The sequence below is a fragment of the Pradoshia sp. TA40_28 genome, assembly GCF_059694525.1.
This window is the reverse complement of the sequence record NZ_JCATZO010000003.1, coordinates 137410-158272: the sequence shown is the minus strand read 5'-3', so window position 1 is coordinate 158272 and position 20863 is coordinate 137410. Positions and strand designations below refer to the sequence as shown.

The following is a 20863-nucleotide window of genomic DNA, read 5'->3' as shown; positions in this document are numbered from 1 at the left end:
TCCGTAAACGAATTGTTCCACTTACTCTTTCAAAAATCCTGCTTCTTTTAATGCGCGTACAGCTTGCTGAAGCTTTTCGTCACTCGCCGCTTCGATTGTATGCAGATGGATCCCATTGGTTAGCTGGGATAAGAGAGTGGCGTTCGTATTTTTTAGATTGGAGATAAATTGTCGAACCTCGTCTCTATTGCTGACCATGATAGGAGCGGTCAGATCTCCATATAGGGGATGTTCTACTTTGACATCTTTCACCGTAACTCCGCAATCCACTAACAGCAATAATTCTTCTTCCGCTTGTTCGGCAGTATGCAAACTTGCGATAACCAATGTTTTCCGTTCCATACTTGGATCAATTTTATTTATATAAATATATCCGCTTGGTGTGGCAATGATCGGTTCGTTCCGTGCTTTTAACACAGTAATATCCCCAACTATTATTTGACGGCTGACTGAACAAATAGCGGAAAGCTCACTGCCCGTAATGGGTTCGCGACGATCTTTTAAAATGCTTAGGATGGCTTGGCGTCGTTCTTCTGTCGTGTATTTTTTCTGCATCTTCTTTGCCCCCTTATCTCCTGATGAGCCTTAACAATATGCTTATCTACATTGTACCATATGGAATTTCCTTCATAAACAGAAACAAATTCGCATAAATTTTCATGAATCAATGGCAATCTGCCCAATCAATCATAGTATGTATGGACATATGCGTAAGGAGGGATTATGCGTGAAGATACACATCGTCCAAAAGGGTGATACATTATGGAAGATTGCTAAGAAATATGGAGTGAGTTATGAAACGCTAAAGAAAATGAATTCGCAGCTTAGCAATCCGGAAATGCTAATGGCCGGCATGAAAATCAAGATACCTGAAAATACATCTGCATCAGTAAAAAAGTGGAACGATACGAAAGTAAATTTTGGAACAATTAAAGAGGCTCCAATTACAAGCGGGAGTGCAAATGTGAAAGAAAGCATAAAGCCCGAGATGAATACAGCTCCAAGCAAGCCAAAAGAAATGCCAATCGAGACACCACAAGCAGTGAAGGAGATGCCAACTCAACAGATGGATATTAAAAAAGAAAAGCCTATTAAAGAAATGCCCAAAATGCCATACGTTGCTCCACAGGCCAGCGTAAAGCCTGTCATACCTGAAATTGATATCAATAACTATTATTTAATGAACATGTCTAAAATGGAATTGCAGACACCACCTCCTATGCCGATTATTAAGGAACAACCAAAAGTCAAAGAGAAGTCAATTTTCAAAGAAAAACCAATCGTAAAAGAGAAACCGAAAAAGATGGAAAAACCAATGCCAATGCCGCAATATAAACAGGAATATTGTACGCCAATGCCTCAGTATATGCCAGAGTATTGCCCGCCAATAATTCCGTATTATGATCCTTGCTGCGCGCCGTTTATGATGTATCCAACTATGAGCTATCCAACACCTTACTTCAATCAACCATATATGGCTGCACCGACTTATCAGCAACCCAATTTTCAACAGTCTCACTGGGGGCATGGTAAGGATATGGATGATAGCTCCAGTTTCCACCATGGACACCATGAATCAAGCCATATGATGGGAATGCAGAAAGAATACTATCATCAACAGCAAGGTTCTTATCCATTCGGAACTATGTCCCCTTACGGTCAATACCCTGTACAAGGCACACAAGGCTACTATCAACAGCCGGGATATGGGCATTATGGTTTTGAATCATCACCCTATGGGATGGAATCTTCAAGTCATATGATGGATTATCATCATCAGCAACAACAGCAATATGTTCCGTTTGATGGCTATGTACCACAAGGGTGCGGCTGTACAGATTCAGGAACACAGGGAACCTTTTATCAGCCGGTGAATCAATTCCAGCAACAAGGAATGGATATGACTCATTCGATGAACCAATTTCCGCAGCAAGGGCAAGATATGACTCATTCGATGAACCAATTTCCGCAGCAAGGGCAAGATATGTCTCATTCAATGAACCAATTTCCACAGCAAGGGCAAGATATGACTCATTCAATGAACCAATTTTCACAGCAAGACCAAGATATGTCTTATTCGATGAACCAATTTTCACAGCAAGAAGAAGATATGCCTCAATCGATGAACCAATTTTCACAACAAGGGCAAGATATGTCTCATTCAATGAACCCATTCACACAACAAGGCATGACACAGCCGATGTACCAGCAGGCTGCTCAACAACCGTATTACCAGGATGCTCAATTTCACCAAAGATATTGGGGTCAGGAGTTTGAATCAGTATCTCCTTCCTTTAATCCCGATGCTCAGTATGTGATACCGCATATCGAACCGGCAGCATTTGATATGCCCAGGACACAGGAAGAAAGTAGTGAGCAAGAAGGTCAATCATGATGGGAGCTCAGGAAGGAGGCAGTCTTAAAGGCTGCCTCCTTACTTATTTGAACCAGCAAAAAATTGAAGTTTATGAGATGGAGACAATAAAGCCAAAGCTCATCAAGGTGAGCACGAATAAGGGAATATTTATGGCCAAACAATTTGTGAATCAAACAAGATTACTTATGCAACTTGAATTCCTGCAGAAGTTACAAAAAACGGGATTCAAAGGAGCCTATACATTTTCGGATAAAATAAAGCCGTTTGGGTGTAAAGAGAAATCAATCGGATTTCTGGAGTATTTAACGAAGCATCCAAGGTCCTTTACGTATGAAAGTTATTCTGAACGCTTAGAGGGTTTGGCATTGTTAACGAAGATGCATGAGGCATCTGAATTAGTAATCAATGATTTAACGATGAAAAAGTATACATTTTCGCAAGTTTCGAAATGGAGAGAGAGAATAGAAGAGTTTTCATCGAATATTGAACTTTTGAAGAGAGTCATTCCTGAATCTGTGCTAATAGAATATTTAAGAATGGGAGAATGGGTCTTAAATAAGATGGGACCATATGAACTGGAGGATGTGGAGGAAGAACCAGTCATTATACATGGTGACCTGGCCCATCATAATTTTTTCAGAAAAGATGATGGAGAGCTTCTCCTTATCGATTTTGATTTAATGGCAAAAGCTCCGCCTATGATTGATTATTTACAGTATGCGAACAGATTACTAATTTATAATAATTGCTCATTGAAAGAGATCCTTTCTTTTCCTCAGTTTAAAAAATATCGAAAGAATCCTTTTTTTCTATTAGGACTATGTTTTCCAACTGATATATACAGGGAATGGAATCGCATCTGTCGTGATCAATTATGGAGCTCCAACCGTCGTCTCGACTCCCTTTGGGATATTACCGTGGAAGATTTACCTAAGAGAATCTATTTTTTTAGAGAATTAAAGTCGAAGATAGGGCTTTTGTAAAAAAGAATCGCGCAAAAACGTAAGGAACAGTGAAGGAACCAATAATGATTGAAAGATGGGCATCGTGGATGTTCATCTTTTTTGTGGGGAACTGATAAAAAAATGCCTGAAGGCTAGGATACTTATTGAGGCTGAGCGAGGCCCTTCAGCTTTTCATAAGATCCGGCTTCGGCGCTTAGCTCCTCGAGGTCATAAGGATAGCCACTACGGGAGAGAAAAGACGCTCTCCCTGCGCACCTCCTCTTATGCTTGTCGGGCCTGAACAGTCGCCTCAGCTTTTCGTGAGATCCAGCTTCAATGGCTAGGAGCTCAGGACATAAGCATGGTCTCTACAGGAGGGAAGAACAGCTCCTTCCGAGCCCCCGTCTAATGCTCCTCGCTCCTGGGCGAGCCATTTCAGCTTTTCGTATAATCCGGCTTCGGCTCCTAGCTCCTCGAGGTCATAAGGATAGCCACTACGGAAGGAAAGGGCACCTTCCTACGCGCCTCTCCTTATGCTTGTCGGAGCTGTACAGTCGCCTCAGCACTTTGTATTATTTTCTATTTTTTGGGGATACTGAGTTGTGATTATACATCTTAGTGAGGTGGGTTAGATGAATGGGCGGTACTTTTTCCTGGTGGCGTGTTTGTTTTGTTTGATGGCTATCCCAGGTATGAATGATCACGTAAGTGTGGCGGATAGAATCGATTCTGGTCAGGATAGTTCGGTCCTTGGTAAGGCTCCAATCCAGCGAACAGTCATACTTCAGCGTGTTTATTTGGATGGAGAGATGAGCGAAGAGAAAATTGAAGAAACCATTATTTCAATGGATGATTTTTGGAGAAAATATGATAAGTGGCTATTGGTAGATCAAAATGATGAGCAGCTTGTATTTCAAACCTATGTTGATGATATTTCCCCTTTGTTAAAGGGAAACGGATATTTTGGGATTAAGTCTGATGGAACGATTACGATTTTCAATGGTAAGCCAGCGAAGGAACAAATCATTCAATCTTTCTATCAAATTGATTTAAAGAAGCTGGAGACCAATAAAAAATCGGAATTGCAGAGCGGAGTCAAAGTCGTAAACAAAGAAAGATACCTTAAGTTTTTAGAAGTGTATAAAGCCTATTCCACACCGGCTTCCAAAACGCTTCAATAATATTAAAAGAGCTGATCGTCACTTTAGCGACAGCTCTTTTGGTCGTTCACCTAAAAATCATTCCTTAAAAATCAAACATTTGTGCTACTGGTGTATGATGGTTAATTGTAGTGTGGTACAATGGTTTACAGTCGAATTAGAGGAGAGGTAGACATTGTACGATTTTATTAAAGGTCGGATAGACTATGTCTGTCCTGAATATATAGTAGTTGAGGCGAATGGGATTGGTTATTTAATTCATGCCCCCAATCCGTTTGTGTTTTCCAATACAAACGAGGAAAAGAAAATTTATGTACACTATTATGTACGGGAAGATTTGCAGGCACTGTACGGCTTTAATTCAAGAGAAGAAAAGAAATTATTTATTAAATTATTGAATGTTACAGGCATCGGTCCAAAGGGTGCGTTGGCTGTACTTGCGAGCGGAAGAGTCGATCAGGTCGTAGAGGCTATTGAAGCAGAAGATGAAAAATTCCTTGTTAAATTTCCGGGTATTGGGAAGAAAACAGCTAGACAAATGATACTTGATTTAAAAGGAAAACTGGAGGATGTTTCTCCGGATGCATTCCCTGATTTATTCCAAACTGCTGATGGCAAAGAATTGAGCTATTCAACTAAGAATATAGCATTAGAGGAAGCGTTGCTTGCCTTGCAGGCACTTGGTTATTCTGAGAAGGAAGTTAAAAAAGTAGTGCCGAAGCTTGAAAAAGAAGAGAAAACGACAGAGGAATATATTAAAGGCGCATTACAGCTAATGTTGAAATAGGAGGTGGAGAAACTTGGATGAACGAATCATGGACCTGGAAGCTCAAAATCAGGATGAGGCGTTTGAATTTAGTCTGAGACCCCATACACTTGAACAATATATTGGGCAGGATAAAGTAAAGGAAAATCTCCGTGTCTTTATTGAAGCAGCCAAAATGAGAGAAGAGGCGCTTGATCATGTATTGTTGTACGGGCCACCGGGGCTCGGGAAAACAACTTTAGCTACCATCATTGCCAATGAGATGGGAGTACAAATTCGAACAACCTCAGGACCAGCTATTGAGCGTCCAGGTGATTTAGCGGCTATTTTAAGCTCTCTTCAACCTGGTGAAGTTCTATTTATTGATGAAATTCATCGTCTGCCAAAGTCTGTTGAGGAAGTTTTGTATCCTGCGATGGAGGATTTTTGTCTAGATATCGTAATCGGTAAGGGACCGGGGGCGCGTTCTGTGCGATTGGATTTACCTCCTTTTACCCTTGTGGGAGCAACAACAAGGGCTGGGGCTTTATCCGCGCCGTTGCGTGACCGTTTCGGAGTCATTTCGAGACTGGAGTATTATACGGAGAACCAATTGCAGGAGATTGTTACACGTACTGCCCAAGTACTCGACACCGTGATTGAAGAATCAGCGGCGAACGAAATTGCCCGTCGCTCTAGAGGGACTCCAAGGATCGCAAACAGGCTGCTTAGAAGAGTGCGTGACTTTGCACAGGTACGAGGCGATGGAGATATTCAGTTTGGTTTAGCTGATTATGCATTGGAACTAATGCAGGTTGATAAAGTTGGCCTTGACCAGATTGATAGAAAATTATTGCTGGGTATCATAGAGAAATTTAAAGGCGGACCTGTGGGATTGGATACAATTGCAGCCACTATAGGTGAAGAATCTGGCACGATAGAAGATGTATACGAGCCATATTTGATGCAGATTGGATTTATGCAGCGTACCCCGCGGGGTCGAATTGTGACGGAACATGTCTATCGCCACTTCAATATGGAAGTGCCAAATTCATGAATCATTTGCCAAAAACGATTATGATGATAGGTGTGGCCATTTTTGTGGTTGGTTTTCTCATGCAATTCATTAAAATTGGACGTCTTCCTGGTGATATTTTGATGAAAAAAGGTAATACTACATTTTATTTTCCGATTATGACATCTATTATTGTCAGTATTGTATTATCTGGATTATTCTATATCATCAACCGTTTTAAATGAATGTTTGTTCCGAGATTCCCCATTGCACCAAGGTTGCAAAAGGAATGGATGGAGAGATCAGTTCCCATAAATGGTAAGCATGAAGCAGATTGGCTTATGGATCGATATGAAAGTATCCCCCACCATACACGCTGCTTGATTACTAGTAAAGAAATGGAAGTGTCACCATGAAAGTAGATTTATTTGATTTTCATTTACCTGAGGAATTAATTGCTCAAACCCCGCTTGAAAATCGTGAAGAAAGCAGGTTAATGGTCCTCGATAAAGAAACAGGTCATCTTAACCATACTCAATTTAAGAATATTAAAGAATTTTTAAAACCTGGAGATTGCCTTGTCCTAAACGATACAAAAGTATTGCCGGCTAGATTGCATGGTGAGAAAAAAGATACGGGTGCCCATATAGAGCTGCTTCTTTTAAAACAAATTAAAGGAGATGTATGGGAAACACTTGCCAAGCCAGCCAAACGTATACGTGTTGGAACGGAGGTAGTGTTTGGAGATGGCCAGCTTACAGCAGTTTGTGTTAAAGAGATGGAGCATGGCGGCAGAGAATTTGAATTCAAATATGAAGGTATCTTTTATGAAGTATTAGAAGAATTAGGTGAAATGCCGTTACCTCCATATATAAAAGAGCGATTATCTGATAAAGACCGCTATCAAACTGTATATGCGAGAGAAGAAGGATCGGCAGCAGCGCCAACAGCTGGACTTCACTTTACGGAAGAACTTCTTACCGAGATTAAAGAAATGGGCGTTCATTTAGCTTTTATTACGCTTCATGTTGGACTTGGAACGTTTCGTCCGGTTTCATCCGACACCATTGAAGGACATGATATGCATTCAGAATTTTATCAAATGAATGCTGAAACAGCTGAGCTGCTAAATCGAATTAAAGAAGAGGGCGGCAAAATCTATTCGGTAGGAACAACATCCACGCGTACGCTTGAAACAATTGCCCGGGATTATAATGGTGTATTTGCAGAAGCAAGTGGATGGACTAATATTTTTATCTACCCAGGATTTACATTTAAAGCAATTGATGGAATGATCACGAATTTTCACCTGCCTAAGTCCACATTAATTATGTTGGTCAGTGCTCTTGCAGGGCGTGAACATGTATTAAATGCGTACAACACAGCCGTTCGTGAGCAATATAGATTTTTCAGCTTTGGCGACGCAATGTTTATTAAGTAAGATTTTTGAGAGGAGTATCACGATTGACAGCAATCCGTTATGAATTAATTAAAACATGTAAACAAACAGGAGCCCGTTTGGGACGAGTCCATACACCACATGGAACTTTTGAAACACCTGCTTTTATGCCTGTAGGAACCTTGGCTACAGTTAAAACGATGTCACCGGAAGAATTGAAGCAAATGGGTGCAAATATTATTTTGGGAAATACGTATCATCTTTGGCTACGCCCTGGGACAGAAGTCATTAAAGCTGCCGGTGGGCTGCACAAATTTATGAACTGGGATCGTGCGATTTTAACTGATTCCGGCGGTTTCCAAGTATTCAGTCTGAGTCAATTCAGAAAAATTGAAGAAGAAGGCGTACATTTCCGAAATCATTTAAACGGTGATAAATTATTTTTATCCCCTGAAAAAGCGATGGAAATCCAAAATATTTTAGGTTCTGACATTATGATGGCATTTGATGAATGTCCACCATACCCAGCTTCACACGAATACATGAAGAAATCGGTTGAGCGAACATCCAGATGGGCAGAACGATGTCTAAAGGCACATGAAAGGCCAAATGATCAAGGATTATTTGGTATCGTGCAGGGGGGAGAATATGAAGATCTTCGCCGTCAAAGTGCCAAAGATTTAGTATCATTGGATTTCCCTGGATATGCTATTGGTGGATTGAGTGTTGGTGAGCCGAAGGATGTTATGAACCGTGCTCTTGAATTCACGACTCCATTATTACCGTCTGATAAGCCACGTTATTTAATGGGTGTGGGTTCTCCGGATTCCTTAATCGATGGAGCTATACGTGGGGTTGATATGTTTGACTGCGTATTGCCGACACGAATTGCCCGCAATGGCACATTGATGACTTCTGAAGGAAGATTAGTGGTTAAGAATGCTAAATATTCTATGGACTTTGGTCCATTGGATCCGAATTGTGACTGCCATGTATGTAAAACATACTCAAGAGCGTATATTCGCCATCTTATCAGATGTGACGAAACATTCGGAATTCGCTTAACCTCTTATCATAATCTATATTTTCTGCTAAACTTAATGGAGCAAGTTCGACAAGCTATCAGAGAAGATCGGCTTGGAGACTTTAGGGAAGAATTTTTTGAGAACTATGGGTTCAATAAACCAAATGCAAAAAACTTCTAACCATTCCTATTAAAGTATTGAAAGGAGTGAAAATAATATGGTACTATCACAATTTTTGTTACCAATCTTACTGTTGGTGTTTTTCTACTTTGTATTAATTCGCCCTCAACAAAAGAGACAAAAAGCTACTGACCAAATGCAAGCAGCATTGCAAAGAGGAGATAAAGTCGTGACGATTGGCGGTCTTCATGGAACTGTTGATTCTATTAATGAAGGCACTGTTATCATCAAGAGTCCAGACGGTTCTCGTCTAACATTTGAGAGAAGAAGTATTTCTCAATTAGTTGAGAAAAAAGAGAGCCCAGTAACAGAAAACTAATATGTAAAAGAGAGAACCTAGCCTTATGGCTAGGTTCTTTTTTTACTCTCTTGCAGGCCCTCCGCTCATATTTACACCTAATACTCCACCCATCATTGCCGTAATTATAAAACAACCATTATAGATAAGCTGGGTGGATGTGAAAACGGTGTCAAGACCAAGATATTGATAGAGGAAAACAATTAAGGTATACATAAGGCCTGTACCACCTCCAAGCAGCCATCCTTGTTTTTTACCTTTTCCACCGGAAATAAATCCTCCAATAAACAATGTTAAAAAGGAGAGCGCCATGATGATGTACGTTAATGATGATTCGGAAATACTGGTGAATCTGAGCAGCAATGAAAATAATAAGCTAAATAAAGCAGCCATAATAAAGATGGTTACAACTCCATACATGATGGCTGAACCAAAGTTTTTTGTTCCGATTTAAATCAACCCCTTTTAAATCTATTCATGTCTTAATACATAATTTATTCTGATTTATTTTTTTTAGAATGTTTTTTTTGTACAACCAGTTATTTAAATGACTATTTTTTGCATTTTAACAGCACACTAATTGGAGTATGTCATTAAAGGGGAGAATAGATATGCTTGAATTTCTTGAAATCATGGGTCGTACGGGCCTTATATACCTTATTATTTTGTTTGTTTTCCGGATTATGGGAAAACGGGAAATAGGGGAACTTAGTCTACTTGATTTAATTGTTTTTATGATGATGGCGGATATAGCGGTTATAGCAATTGAAAATCCAAACGATGGTATGTGGAAATCGATTTTACCAATAGCGACTTTATCTGTCATACAAATTATGTTTGCCTTTATAGCACTTAAATGGCCAGTCTTCCGTAAACTGGTTGATGGAAAGCCATCTATTATTATTCATGAAGGGAGAATTGATAAAAACGCAATGAGAAAGCTTCGGTATAACTTTGATGATTTGCTTATGCAATTACGCAACGAGCAAGTGGAGAAAATGAGTGATGTTGAATACGCGATCTTTGAGCCTTCCGGAAAATTATCAATTTATAAAAAGGAATCAAACAAAAAGAATAGTAAGCCAGGCCTCATCTTTCCTCTCATTCAAGATGGGATCATCCAGAACCAAAATTTAAAAGAGATCGGAAAGTCAGAAAGCTGGCTCACGCAAGAGTTGGATAAAAAAGGATATTCAAATCCTAAACAAATCCTCTTTTGCAGTATAGAAGATGGTGAATTATTTATTATTAAGCAGGATTAGTATGGGTTATTAAGGAAATAAAGCAAATTTTGATAAAAGAGGACCGATAATAGGGACTCTTCTGATTTCTCTTTTACGTATTAAGCCTGTCAATAAACAGCCTATAGCAAAGACAGATACAATAACAGCTGCAGACAGAATTAAACGTTGGATTAATGGGAAACCGTCTGACCATTGTTCAAAGAGCATATGTCCAATTAATCCAGAAATGGTCATAACGACGAGGGCCATAATGTATTCGTGCAAATAAATCGTTAAGTGGATTTTCTTCATAACGGTAGCAAAATGTAAAAGTGTAACTAAAACTGTAGATACACAAATGGCGATGGCAGCTCCCATAATCCCGATATTCGGCTGGGTTACAAGCGTTATAATAAGGATAATCTTTATAACTGAGCCAATTAGACTGTTAAACATCGCTGCTCTAGCCATATTTAGGGCCTGTAAAGTAGCCTGTAGGGGCCCCTGGAAGAAGAAGAGTAAAAAAAAGGGAGCCATAAATTTTACATATATACTGGCATGGCTATTATGATACATGACCTGCATGACTGGTTCAGCTAATACATACAGAGTAACGAGGGCAAGAGAACCGCTTAAAAAAGCAAATCGCAGTGATTGCTGCAATCGATGAATTACCTGTTTAATATTGCCTTTATAATAGGCTTCACTGACAGCAGGAACCAATGAGGTTCCCAAGGAATGGGTGATAAAGGAAGGGAGCATGAGTAAGGGTACAGCATATCCTGCTAGTTCACCATATTGTGCAGTTGCCATGCCTGTCGCAACCCCTGCTGCCAAAAGACTTCTTGCCACAACAATCGGTTCGATAAACCACGTAATCGACCCTATCATTCTGCCCCCAGTAGTAGGAATAGCAATTGATAAAAGCTCCTTTAGTGTATCTTTACCAGATGAAACATAGCTGAAAAACTGATTTCTAAGCTTAAATTTCTTTTTGAATTTAAACATCATCATTAAATAGAGCAAAGAGGCAATTTCCCCAATGACAGAAGCAATCATGGCACCTGCAGCAGCATATTCAATTCCATAGGGCAAAAAGGCTTTCGTCATTGCTGCGATCATCGAAATGCGTACAACTTGTTCAATAATATTTGAGATCGCATACGGCTTCATATTTTGTTTCCCTTGAAAGTATCCGCGCAAGACAGCTGAAACAGCCGTAATTGGAACGATAGGTGCAATTGCCAATAACGGCAGTAAAGTACGGGAGTCTGTAAATACATGAGTTGATAGATAGGGAGCAAGCATAAATAACAGAGGAGTGAAAATAAGCGATAGGCTTCCGGTCACACATAAGGAAACAACCAGTATTTTCTTTGTTTTTTGATGATCCCCTTTTGCCGATGCCTCTGCCACAAATTTTGAGATAGCAATGGGCATTCCAAGCTGTACGATTGCAATCACCAGATATAATGATGGCAATGCCATCATATATAGACCGACGCCCTCTTCTCCGATAAAGCGGGCAATCACAATTCGATTAATAAATCCTAAGATCTTCGTAATGAATCCTGCAATCAATAAGATGACAGTTCCCCTTATAAACTTGGACATTCAATTCCCCTCCTTCTCAAACAAGCCACAATCATATACAATTAATTTATATGCATGCAAATGGACTAACCATGACAAGCTTCACACAATAAAGTGTGAAATCCATGAAATTGAAGGTTGGAGGAAGATGAAATTGGATAAACAGCATCCGTATGAAAAATTTCGTTCAGAGATGTTACCCGCTTTAAAAAGTAAACAGGAAGAATTTCAGTTGTTAGGTTATCCGGAAGTTAAAAGAAACGATATTTGGATGTATTTGACGAAGAAAAAGTGGAAGAAACCTAATCCAGAAATACGATCACATGAGGTCTTTCAGGATATCATGAGTATTAAAGTGGCAGATTATATGAATTATGCCACGATAGAGGCATTGCGAGAAGGAGAGGCTATGAAGAAAAATATGGCTTCAGGCCTGGAAGAATTCAAGGATCTATTTTCTTAATTTTTCGGTAAGATTACATAGTGATTTACATACATTAATTACCAAATTGTACGGAATCAAATTGACACTTTGTATTCTATCTTTCATAATAAGAACGGTAAAATTAAATTTAAAAGATTGAAACAACTGGAATAAAACATAGAAACCGAAGTATTTCGGATAATCACGTTTTATTAAAGTAGCGTCCTTCCATGCTGCTTCAATCGGGAAATTTTGATTAGGGGGCTATTTACATAATGGTTAAAAGAAGTAGAATCCTGGCTTTCTTCCTTATTGTAATCGTATTAGGAGTTACTTTTGTTGGAACAACTTCTAATATTATGCAAAATATCAAGCTGGGTCTTGATTTACAGGGCGGGTTTGAAGTTCTTTATAAAGTGGAGCCGGCAAAAGATGGACAAAAGATTGATGAAAAAGCAATGGCGGCTACTGCCAGCGCATTGGACCGAAGAATCAATGTTCTCGGAGTCAGTGAGCCAAGCATTCAAGTTGAAAGCGGAAATAGAATTCGTGTACAGCTTGCAGGTGTAGATGATCAAGAGAAGGCAAGGGAACTTCTTTCCACGCAAGCTAATTTAACTTTTCGTGATGTAAACGATAAAGTGAGAATGGATGGCGGGGACTTAAAAGAAGGTGGAGCGAGCCAATCCTTTGATAGTCAAACCAATCAACCGATTGTACAGGTCCAATTAAAAGATGCGAAAAAATTTGGACAAGTAACAAGTGAAATATTAGCCATGGCGCCAGAGAATCAATTGGCTATTTGGCTGGATTTTGAAGAGGGAAAAGATTCATATAAAGAAGAGATAACAAAAGAAGATCCTAAATTTATTTCAGCACCAAACGTGAATCAAGTGATCAATTCAGATACAGCCGTTATTTCAGGTGACTTCACTGTAGAAGAGGCTAAAGACCTCGCAGAAATTTTAAATGCAGGTGCCCTTCCAGTTAAATTAAATGAGATTTATTCAACATCTGTCGGTGCTAAATTTGGGGAAGAAGCATTAAATAATACTCTTTTAGCCGGAATTGTTGGGATCTTGGCAATCTTTATCTTTATGGTTGCTTATTACCGCTTCCCAGGCGTGATTGCGGTTGTATCATTGTCTGCCTATATTTATTTAGTCATTCTCGTATTTGATTGGATGAATGCAGTCCTTACACTGCCAGGTATTGCTGCTCTCATACTAGGGGTAGGGATGGCAGTAGATGCGAATATTATTACAAATGAACGGATTCGGGACGAAATTCGCAAGGGTCGTTCCATCAAAGCAGCCTATAAAGAGGGGAATAAACACTCTTTAGCCACAATCATGGATGCTAATATTACAACCTTGCTTGCAGCGGCAGTTCTATTCTTTTTCGGAATAAGTTCAGTCAAAGGCTTTGCAACCAGTTTGATTGTCAGTATATTAGTCAGCTTTATAACAGCTGTGTACGGTACAAGATTGATTATGTCCTTATGGGTGAACAGTAACTTCCTTAACAATCGCCCAGGCTGGTTCGGAGTTAAGAAACACGATATTCATGATTTAAATGAATTTAAAAAGGATAAATATTTACCTACCAAATTTGATAAATGGGATTTCATTAAGCCTGCTAAGAAATTCTTTATCTTTTCCATTCTGTTAACCATTATTGGAATTGGATCCTTATTTATAAATGGATTAAATACAGGTATCGATTTTTCCAGCGGATCCAGAATTCAAATCAATGCTGATAAAGAACTATCAGTAGAGGAAATCCAAAAAGATCTTACTGAGAACAAAATTGATTCGCAAGATATTGTTATGGCAGGTGAGGGTAATAAGTCGGCTGTCGTGCGGACGAAAGATGTCTTTACAAAAGATGAAATTGCAGAATTAAGCAATTACTTTGATTCCAAGTACGGGCATAATCCAAATATCAGTACGGTATCCCCTACAATTGGTAAGGAGTTAGCCAAAAATGCGATGATTGCCGTAGCAATCGCTTCAGTTGGTATTGTCATTTATGCGACGCTCCGCTTTGAATGGAGGATGGCTCTTCCTTCTATATTGGCACTCTTGCATGATGCGTTTATGATTATAACGATATTTAGTATTTTTAGAATCGAAGTGGACTTAACCTTTATAGCCGCTATTTTAACGATCATTGGGTATTCAATTAATGACACAATCGTTACGTTTGACCGGATTCGTGAGAATATGCAAATGAAAAAACGCATCAAGACTCAGGAAGAAATTAATGAGATTATCAATATCAGTGTTCGCCAAACAATGGTAAGGTCTATCAATACAGTTCTAACCGTGTTAGTTACTGTGTTGGCGATGATGTTCCTTGGAAGCGAATCAATCTTTAATTTTAACCTTGCTCTATTAATCGGTTTGGTAACAGGTATGTATTCTTCTATTCTGCTTGCAGCACCTATTTATGGAATCTTAAAAGGCAAAGAGTTGAAGAAGAAAGGGATTATCAAAACATACAAAGAAAAACGTATTAATACCGATGAACCGCAAGTATAATGATATTTAACAAAGTCCTATTCCATACTTTTGGAATAGGGCTTTGTTTTTTATAAGGATTGCCAAACAAAACACATCCGTCATTAGATAAAGCTTTTGCTTTTCTCTTCTGTATATAAGAAATGATTAGGTGATTAATAGACTTGAAAAGATTTATTCTAATTTGTTTTTTCCCTTGGAGATAAGGGAATTAAAACTATATACGTTTATTCTTAATCTAAATTGTCATAATCCAAATAAAATCTTCATAAAAAAGGAGTACGAGATCATGAAAAAACTTCAATGGTATGTGATACTTGGGATTGTTTTTTCCATTATTGTGGCTGTTTTTGCCGTTGTCAATGTGGACAAAGTAGATGTTAATTATGTTATTGGAACGGCACATTGGCCTTTGATCCTGGTCATTTTAGGGTCTGTTGCCATGGGTGGAATTATTGTGGGTTCTGTAATGGCTGTTCGGATTGTTACTTTAACTAAACAGATGAAAGAATTAAAAAAAGAACATAAAAGTTTGAATGAGGAGACACCAGAAGATGATTCTTATATTCAGCCAAAATAATATTTATTTAGAATCACTCATTGAACCTTTGTTTGAAATTTTTTATAATAGATAGGTCAGGGGTGACAATATGTTACAATCAAAAACTCGTTGGCTTGTAAAGAAAGCCGATGAAACAACTATAAATTTATTTATGCATGAACTAAAACAGCCGCGTATTGTGGCTACTTTATTGGTCAACAGAGGTATAAAGACCGTTGAAGAGGCACGGTCTTTTTTGTATGCAGCCCAGCAAGATTTCTACGATCCTTTTTTACTCTCTGGGATGGAAGAGGCTGTAAAGAGGATTGTTAAAGCTGTAAAAAATGATGAAAAAATCACTATATTTGGAGACTATGATGCAGACGGTGTCAGCAGTACAACGATTTTAATGCTTGCTCTTAAACTAATGGGAGCTGAGCAGGTGTCATGGTATATTCCGAATCGATTTACAGAGGGTTATGGACCAAATGACCAGGCCTTTCGAACCATTAAAGAACAGGGTACGACTTTGCTTATAACGGTAGACTGCGGTATCTCAGGTATTAGTGAAGCCCAGTTAGCGAAAGAATTAGGAATGGATTATATTGTAACGGATCACCACGAACCGGGTCCGGTTTTACCGGAAGCACTAGCAATCCTTCATCCGAAGAAACCCGGTGAAACGTATCCATTTTCTGAGTTGGCCGGTGCCGGTGTGGCGATGAAGCTGGCCCATGCTTTATTAGGTGAATTGCCGGATGAATTGATTGGAATCGCTGCAATTGGAACGGTGGCAGACTTGGTTCCTCTTCACGATGAAAATAGATTGATCGCCATTAAAGGAATCCAGGCGTTAAAAAAATCAACAAGACCAGGTATTATTGCACTTTGTCAAAAAGCAGGCATTCAGCGAGAAGCTTTTAATGAGGATTCCATCGGATTTGGATTAGCGCCAAGAATAAATGCTGTAGGAAGATTGGAGTCAGCGGATCCAGCTGTACACCTTTTACTTACAGAAAATCAGGCAGAAGCAGATTTAATTGCAGATGAAATAGACTTGCTGAATAAAGAGAGGCAATCGATTGTTAAAGAAATGACAATGGAAGCCATCGAGATCGTTGAAAAGCATTATCCACCTGAAAATAATCCGGTGCTCGTTATTGCTCATGAAGGCTGGAATACTGGAGTTGTAGGGATTGTAGCTAGTAAGCTTGTAGAAAAATATTATCGACCGACGATTGTCTTAAGTATCGATCGTGAAAAGGGAACGGCAAAAGGTTCTGCACGAAGCATTAGAGGTTTTGACCTTTTTCAGAACTTATCTTTAAATAGAGAATTGCTTCCTCATTTTGGCGGGCATCCAATGGCAGCTGGTATGACTTTAAAAATAGAAGATGTTGATGTATTAAGGAAACGCTTGATCGACCAGGCCAATCAGACTCTAACGGAAGATGATTTCCAGCCTGTAACAGAGATTGATGGCTTAATTTCACTCGAAGAAATATCATTAACTCTCATTCAACAAATGACCCAGCTTGCTCCATATGGAATGCAAAATCCAAAACCAAAGATCTTAATTGAGGATGCGCTGGTGACATCTTCCCGAAAAATTGGGGCGGATAAGACGCACCTTAAACTTCAGATTGAGCAAAACGGAATTGACCTGGACAGCATTGGGTTTGGACTGGGAGAAATTATGGAGCATTTATCTCCGCAAGCCAGCGTCTCTGTGATCGGTGAACTAGCTATAAATGAGTGGAATAATGTGAAAAAGCCACAATTATTTTTACAGGATATAGCCGTGAAGAATTGGCAATTATTTGATTGCAGAAGTGGAAATGGAAAAATTCAATTGCAGGCAGTACCGGAGCAACGCAAAATCATTCTCTTCCAGGAAGAGAGTAAACAGTGGTTACCGGAATATACTAAAGAGAATGATCGAATTGTCTATATACCATCTTTGGAAGCCGCTAAACAAGAATCATTAGACGGCTATCAGGTGATATTAGCAGATTTGCCACCACAAAAAGATTTATTAGAAGCACTTTTTATTGGAGAAATGCCAAATAGAGTGTATATTTACTTTCGGACCACTCAAAATGATTATTTTTCTGCATTTCCAACAAGAGACCAATTTAAATGGTATTATGCCTTACTGGCCAAAAAAGGACCTATTCAATTTGAGGATTTGCGTTCCATGCTGATTATTCACAAGGGCTGGTCTAAAGAAAATATTGATTTTATGACAAAGGTGTTTTTTGAACTAGAGTTTGTTACAATAAGAAACGGACTCATCGATTTGGTAAGAAGTAGTATGAAACGGGATCTGCAGGAATCCAAAACCTATCAGGAAAGACAAGCAAGAATGGCTTTGGAACAAGAACTTTTATATGCGCCATTCAATCAGCTTTTTCAATACTTCAGCAACCTGATTCGTTCCCGTAAGGAAAACAAGGAGGAAACTGAGCAATGGATTTAAAACAATATATACAGATTGTAGAGGATTGGCCGAAGCCGGGGATTAAATTTAAAGATATTACTCCGCTTATGGATAATGGGAAAGCATATAAATATGCTACCGATCAAATTGTAAAGTTTGCTAAGGAAAAAGAAATTGATATTATTGTAGGGCCGGAAGCACGCGGATTCATTATTGGCTGCCCGGTTGCTTATGCTATGGAAGTCGGTTTTGCGCCAGTGCGTAAAGAAGGTAAGCTTCCAAGAGAAACGATTAAGGTTGAATATGGTTTAGAATACGGTAAAGATGTGTTAGCTATCCATAAAGATGCAATTAAACCAGGTCAGAGAGTTTTGATTACAGATGATCTATTGGCGACAGGCGGTACAATGGAAGCCACTATTAAGTTAGTTGAAGGTCTTGGCGGAATTGTGGCTGGATTAGCATTTTTAGTTGAGTTAACATACCTTGAAGGCAGAGAAAAACTTGCCGGTTATGATATCCTCACATTAATGGAATATTAAGCATATAGTAATGGCGTTCTATTTATTAGAACGCTTTTTATATTATTTACGTGCGAATAATAGCGAAACATCAGATTAAATCTTGTTCGTTACTTTACAAGAAAACTTTTTTTGACGATAATAGAACCAATCCTCTTTTTTTGACGATTAACCTATTTGGTTTAACATAGATAATAATTTAACATAGATAATAAATTATAAGCGGAAACGTGGAAATACGGAGTAAAAGGTGATTTCATGGCAAATGAGCAAATTTATACGGCTGAGCAGGTCTTTGATAATGCAAGAAAGTATATGAATGAAAAAGATGTGGCTTTTTTAGAAAAAGCGTATGAATTCGCAAAAGAAGCTCACAAGGAGCAATATCGTAAATCAGGTGAGCCTTATATTATTCATCCAATACAAGTTGCTGCGATCCTGGTTGGTTTAGAGATGGATACATTTACGGTTGCGAGCGGATTTTTGCATGACGTAGTAGAAGATACATCTGTAACACTGGAAGACATTGAGGAAACATTTAACGACGAAGTAGCCCTTTTGGTTGATGGTGTAACGAAACTTGGGAAAATTAAATATAAGTCGAAGGAAGAGCAACAAGCTGAGAATCATCGGAAAATGTTTATAGCAATGGCTAAGGATATCCGTGTGATAATGATTAAATTGGCGGACCGGCTGCATAATATGCGGACCTTGAAGCATTTGCCTGTTGAAAAGCAGCGCCGAATTGCCAATGAAACGCTTGAAATATTTGCTCCACTTGCGCATAGACTCGGTATTTCAACGATTAAATGGGAACTCGAAGATACAGCTCTCCGTTATTTAAACCCTCAGCAATACTATCGTATTGTGAATTTGATGAAAAAGAAGAGGGCGGAGCGGGAAGAATATCTATCCGATGTCATTATCCGAATGAAAGAAAAGCTAACTGAAGTTTCTATTCAGGCCGATATTTTTGGACGACCGAAGCATATTTATAGTATCTACCGAAAAATGGCTATTCAAAATAAGCAGTTTGAAGAGATTTATGATTTGATGGCCGTTCGTATTATTGTAAATAGTATTAAAGATTGCTATGCAGTTCTTGGGATCATTCATACATGCTGGAAGCCAATGCCTGGTCGTTTTAAAGATTATATAGCCATGCCGAAAGCAAATATGTACCAATCCCTTCACACGACAATTATCGGTCCAAAGGGTGAACCTTTAGAGGTGCAGATTCGGACGACAGATATGCACAGAACAGCTGAATTTGGGATTGCAGCACACTGGGCATATAAAGAAGGCAAAGATTTAACCTCTACAGAACGTATGGATAAGAAGCTGGATTGGTTTAGAGAGATTGTCGAATTCCAGGATGCCTCCACCGATGCAAAAGAATTCATGGAATCTCTTAAATTGGATTTATTTGCGGATATGGTTTTCGTTTTCTCACCAAAAGGCGATGTGTATGAGCTTCCTAAAGGATCTGTACCGATTGATTTTGCTTACCGTGTTCACTCAGAAATCGGGAATAAAACGATAGGCGCCAAGGTAAATGGGAAAATGATTACATTGGACTATGTACTGAAAACTGGGGATATTATTGAAATACTCACATCTAAACATTCCTATGGTCCAAGTCAGGATTGGCTGAAGCTGGCTAAAACTTCACAGGCACGAAATAAAATCAGACAATTCTTTAAAAAGCAACGCAGGGAAGAAAATATTGAAAAAGGCAAAGAATTGGTTGATAAAGAAGTTAAGGCAATGGATTTTGATGTGAAAGAAGTTTGTACAACTGAGAACTTGCGTAAAGTCGCAGAAAAATTCAATTTTGCGAATGAAGATGACATGTATGCAGCTGTAGGCTATAACGGTATCACAGCAGCTCAAATTGCGACGAGGTTAACGGATAAGCTTCGTAAAAAGAGAGAGAAGGATCAGGAAGTAAGTTTGGTTGATGCCGTATCAGAATTGCGAATGATCCCGAAAACGAAGAAGAAAGATTCCGGAGTACGTGTAAAAGGCATTGACAATATGCTAATTAGATTATCACGCTGTTGTAATCCGGTTCCGGGTGATGAAATTGTTGGATACATCACTAAAGGACGCGGTGTTTCAGTCCATCGAGCAGACTGTGTTAATGTTTTGGATGAAGAAAGCCAAGAACGTATCATCCCGGTTGAATGGGAAAGCAGTCAGAGCGTTCGCAAAGAATATAATGTGGACATCGAAATAAATGGATTTGACCGCAACGGTTTGCTAAATGAAGTACTTCAGGCAGTAAATGAAACAAAAACAAATATTACGGCCGTTTCAGGACGCACAGACCGAAATAAAAGTGCAACCATTACCATGTCTATAGCCATTTTTAATGTTAGCCATTTACAAAGGGTTGTAGATCGTATTAAACAGATTTCTGACATTTATTCTGTAAGACGAATTATGAGTTAGGG

20 protein-coding genes are annotated in these 20863 nt (G+C 38.9%); 17 read left to right on the top strand and 3 right to left on the bottom strand.

Going from position 1 to position 20863, the window contains the following annotated elements:
• Positions 1-21: 21 nt before the first annotated feature.
• Positions 22-555: a transcription repressor NadR gene (locus AC58NB_RS04900; RefSeq protein WP_497425704.1), complete on the bottom strand. Its 534-nt coding sequence runs from the start codon at positions 553-555 to the stop codon at positions 22-24.
• A 172-nt stretch (positions 556-727) separates the two neighbouring features.
• Here AC58NB_RS04900 and safA point away from each other — a divergent pair, with 172 nt between their 5' ends.
• The 10 genes from safA (at position 728) to yajC (ending at position 9164) form a co-directional block, all read left to right on the top strand.
• The gene (safA, locus tag AC58NB_RS04895; RefSeq protein WP_497425703.1) at positions 728-2395 is read left to right on the top strand and encodes a SafA/ExsA family spore coat assembly protein; all 1668 of its coding nucleotides are present in this window, start codon (positions 728-730) and stop codon (positions 2393-2395) included.
• Positions 2392-3360: a phosphotransferase gene (locus tag AC58NB_RS04890; RefSeq protein ID WP_497425702.1), complete on the top strand. Its 969-nt coding sequence runs from the start codon at positions 2392-2394 to the stop codon at positions 3358-3360. The genes safA and AC58NB_RS04890 overlap by 4 nt, the downstream gene beginning before the upstream one ends.
• Before the next feature lie 593 nt (positions 3361-3953).
• A complete protein-coding gene (locus AC58NB_RS04885) occupies positions 3954-4502 on the top strand; it encodes a BofC C-terminal domain-containing protein (RefSeq protein WP_497425701.1) in 549 nt (182 codons plus the stop codon).
• A gap of 154 nt (positions 4503-4656) precedes the next feature.
• Complete coding sequence (gene ruvA, locus AC58NB_RS04880) at positions 4657-5268, top strand: Holliday junction branch migration protein RuvA (RefSeq protein WP_497425700.1); 612 nt, start codon at positions 4657-4659, stop codon at positions 5266-5268.
• A 13-nt stretch (positions 5269-5281) separates the two neighbouring features.
• Complete coding sequence (ruvB, locus tag AC58NB_RS04875; RefSeq protein ID WP_497425699.1) at positions 5282-6283, top strand: Holliday junction branch migration DNA helicase RuvB; 1002 nt, start codon at positions 5282-5284, stop codon at positions 6281-6283.
• Complete coding sequence (locus AC58NB_RS04870) at positions 6280-6486, top strand: DUF2905 domain-containing protein (protein WP_497425698.1); 207 nt, start codon at positions 6280-6282, stop codon at positions 6484-6486. The genes ruvB and AC58NB_RS04870 overlap by 4 nt, the downstream gene beginning before the upstream one ends.
• A 48-nt stretch (positions 6487-6534) precedes the next feature.
• On the top strand, positions 6535-6657 hold the full coding sequence (locus AC58NB_RS04865) for a hypothetical protein (RefSeq protein ID WP_497425697.1): 123 nt from the start codon (positions 6535-6537) through the stop codon (positions 6655-6657).
• The gene (gene queA / locus AC58NB_RS04860; RefSeq protein ID WP_497425696.1) at positions 6654-7682 is read left to right on the top strand and encodes a tRNA preQ1(34) S-adenosylmethionine ribosyltransferase-isomerase QueA; all 1029 of its coding nucleotides are present in this window, start codon (positions 6654-6656) and stop codon (positions 7680-7682) included. Before AC58NB_RS04865 ends, queA begins: the two co-directional genes overlap by 4 nt.
• A 23-nt stretch (positions 7683-7705) precedes the next feature.
• Positions 7706-8845, top strand: a complete 1140-nt coding sequence (tgt, locus tag AC58NB_RS04855; protein ID WP_497425695.1) for a tRNA guanosine(34) transglycosylase Tgt — start codon at positions 7706-7708, stop codon at positions 8843-8845.
• Between the two features lie 37 nt (positions 8846-8882).
• Entirely contained in the window at positions 8883-9164 is a 282-nt protein-coding gene (yajC, locus tag AC58NB_RS04850) for a preprotein translocase subunit YajC (RefSeq protein WP_497425694.1), read from the top strand.
• Positions 9165-9206: 42 nt separating this feature from the next.
• On the opposite strand, the gene AC58NB_RS04845 is transcribed toward yajC, so the two are convergent.
• Complete coding sequence (locus AC58NB_RS04845; RefSeq protein WP_497425693.1) at positions 9207-9563, bottom strand: TIGR04086 family membrane protein; 357 nt, start codon at positions 9561-9563, stop codon at positions 9207-9209.
• Between the two features lie 191 nt (positions 9564-9754).
• On the opposite strand from AC58NB_RS04845, the gene AC58NB_RS04840 reads away from it, so the two are divergent.
• Complete coding sequence (locus AC58NB_RS04840; protein WP_497425692.1) at positions 9755-10405, top strand: DUF421 domain-containing protein; 651 nt, start codon at positions 9755-9757, stop codon at positions 10403-10405.
• A gap of 9 nt (positions 10406-10414) precedes the next feature.
• On the opposite strand, the gene spoVB is transcribed toward AC58NB_RS04840, so the two are convergent.
• The gene (spoVB, locus tag AC58NB_RS04835) at positions 10415-11980 is read right to left on the bottom strand and encodes a stage V sporulation protein B (RefSeq protein WP_497425691.1); all 1566 of its coding nucleotides are present in this window, start codon (positions 11978-11980) and stop codon (positions 10415-10417) included.
• 133 nt (positions 11981-12113) lie between these two features.
• Between spoVB and AC58NB_RS04830 the strand changes: the two genes are divergently transcribed.
• The 6 genes from AC58NB_RS04830 to AC58NB_RS04805 all read left to right on the top strand — a co-directional run bounded on the left by AC58NB_RS04830 (position 12114) and on the right by AC58NB_RS04805 (position 20861).
• Complete coding sequence (locus AC58NB_RS04830) at positions 12114-12422, top strand: post-transcriptional regulator (protein ID WP_497425690.1); 309 nt, start codon at positions 12114-12116, stop codon at positions 12420-12422.
• 236 nt (positions 12423-12658) lie between these two features.
• Positions 12659-14926: a protein translocase subunit SecDF gene (gene secDF / locus AC58NB_RS04825; RefSeq protein WP_497425689.1), complete on the top strand. Its 2268-nt coding sequence runs from the start codon at positions 12659-12661 to the stop codon at positions 14924-14926.
• Between the two features lie 268 nt (positions 14927-15194).
• Positions 15195-15485 carry a LapA family protein gene (locus AC58NB_RS04820; RefSeq protein ID WP_497425688.1) on the top strand — a complete coding sequence of 97 codons (291 nt, stop codon included), beginning with the start codon at positions 15195-15197 and terminating at the stop codon, positions 15483-15485.
• A gap of 70 nt (positions 15486-15555) precedes the next feature.
• Complete coding sequence (recJ, locus tag AC58NB_RS04815) at positions 15556-17925, top strand: single-stranded-DNA-specific exonuclease RecJ (protein WP_497425687.1); 2370 nt, start codon at positions 15556-15558, stop codon at positions 17923-17925.
• Positions 17916-18428: an adenine phosphoribosyltransferase gene (locus tag AC58NB_RS04810; RefSeq protein WP_497425686.1), complete on the top strand. Its 513-nt coding sequence runs from the start codon at positions 17916-17918 to the stop codon at positions 18426-18428. The genes recJ and AC58NB_RS04810 overlap by 10 nt, the downstream gene beginning before the upstream one ends.
• Before the next feature lie 237 nt (positions 18429-18665).
• On the top strand, positions 18666-20861 hold the full coding sequence (locus AC58NB_RS04805; RefSeq protein WP_497425685.1) for a RelA/SpoT family protein: 2196 nt from the start codon (positions 18666-18668) through the stop codon (positions 20859-20861).
• Positions 20862-20863 lie beyond the last annotated feature (2 nt).

Bases quoted from the DNA above. Each gene is read 5' to 3' on its own strand.
- AC58NB_RS04900 (WP_497425704.1), bottom strand. From the start codon at position 555: ATGCAGAAAAAATACACGACAGAAGAACGACGCCAAGCCATCCTAAGC.
- AC58NB_RS04890 (WP_497425702.1), top strand. From the start codon at position 2,392: ATGATGGGAGCTCAGGAAGGAGGCAGTCTTAAAGGCTGCCTCCTTACT.
- AC58NB_RS04885 (WP_497425701.1), top strand. From the start codon at position 3,954: ATGAATGGGCGGTACTTTTTCCTGGTGGCGTGTTTGTTTTGTTTGATG.
- AC58NB_RS04870 (WP_497425698.1), top strand. From the start codon at position 6,280: ATGAATCATTTGCCAAAAACGATTATGATGATAGGTGTGGCCATTTTT.
- AC58NB_RS04865 (WP_497425697.1), top strand. From the start codon at position 6,535: ATGGAGAGATCAGTTCCCATAAATGGTAAGCATGAAGCAGATTGGCTT.
- queA (WP_497425696.1), top strand. From the start codon at position 6,654: ATGAAAGTAGATTTATTTGATTTTCATTTACCTGAGGAATTAATTGCT.
- yajC (WP_497425694.1), top strand. From the start codon at position 8,883: ATGGTACTATCACAATTTTTGTTACCAATCTTACTGTTGGTGTTTTTC.
- AC58NB_RS04845 (WP_497425693.1), bottom strand. From the start codon at position 9,563: ATGTATGGAGTTGTAACCATCTTTATTATGGCTGCTTTATTTAGCTTA.
- AC58NB_RS04840 (WP_497425692.1), top strand. From the start codon at position 9,755: ATGCTTGAATTTCTTGAAATCATGGGTCGTACGGGCCTTATATACCTT.
- spoVB (WP_497425691.1), bottom strand. From the start codon at position 11,980: ATGTCCAAGTTTATAAGGGGAACTGTCATCTTATTGATTGCAGGATTC.
- secDF (WP_497425689.1), top strand. From the start codon at position 12,659: ATGGTTAAAAGAAGTAGAATCCTGGCTTTCTTCCTTATTGTAATCGTA.
- AC58NB_RS04820 (WP_497425688.1), top strand. From the start codon at position 15,195: ATGAAAAAACTTCAATGGTATGTGATACTTGGGATTGTTTTTTCCATT.
- recJ (WP_497425687.1), top strand. From the start codon at position 15,556: ATGTTACAATCAAAAACTCGTTGGCTTGTAAAGAAAGCCGATGAAACA.
- AC58NB_RS04810 (WP_497425686.1), top strand. From the start codon at position 17,916: ATGGATTTAAAACAATATATACAGATTGTAGAGGATTGGCCGAAGCCG.
- AC58NB_RS04805 (WP_497425685.1), top strand. From the start codon at position 18,666: ATGGCAAATGAGCAAATTTATACGGCTGAGCAGGTCTTTGATAATGCA.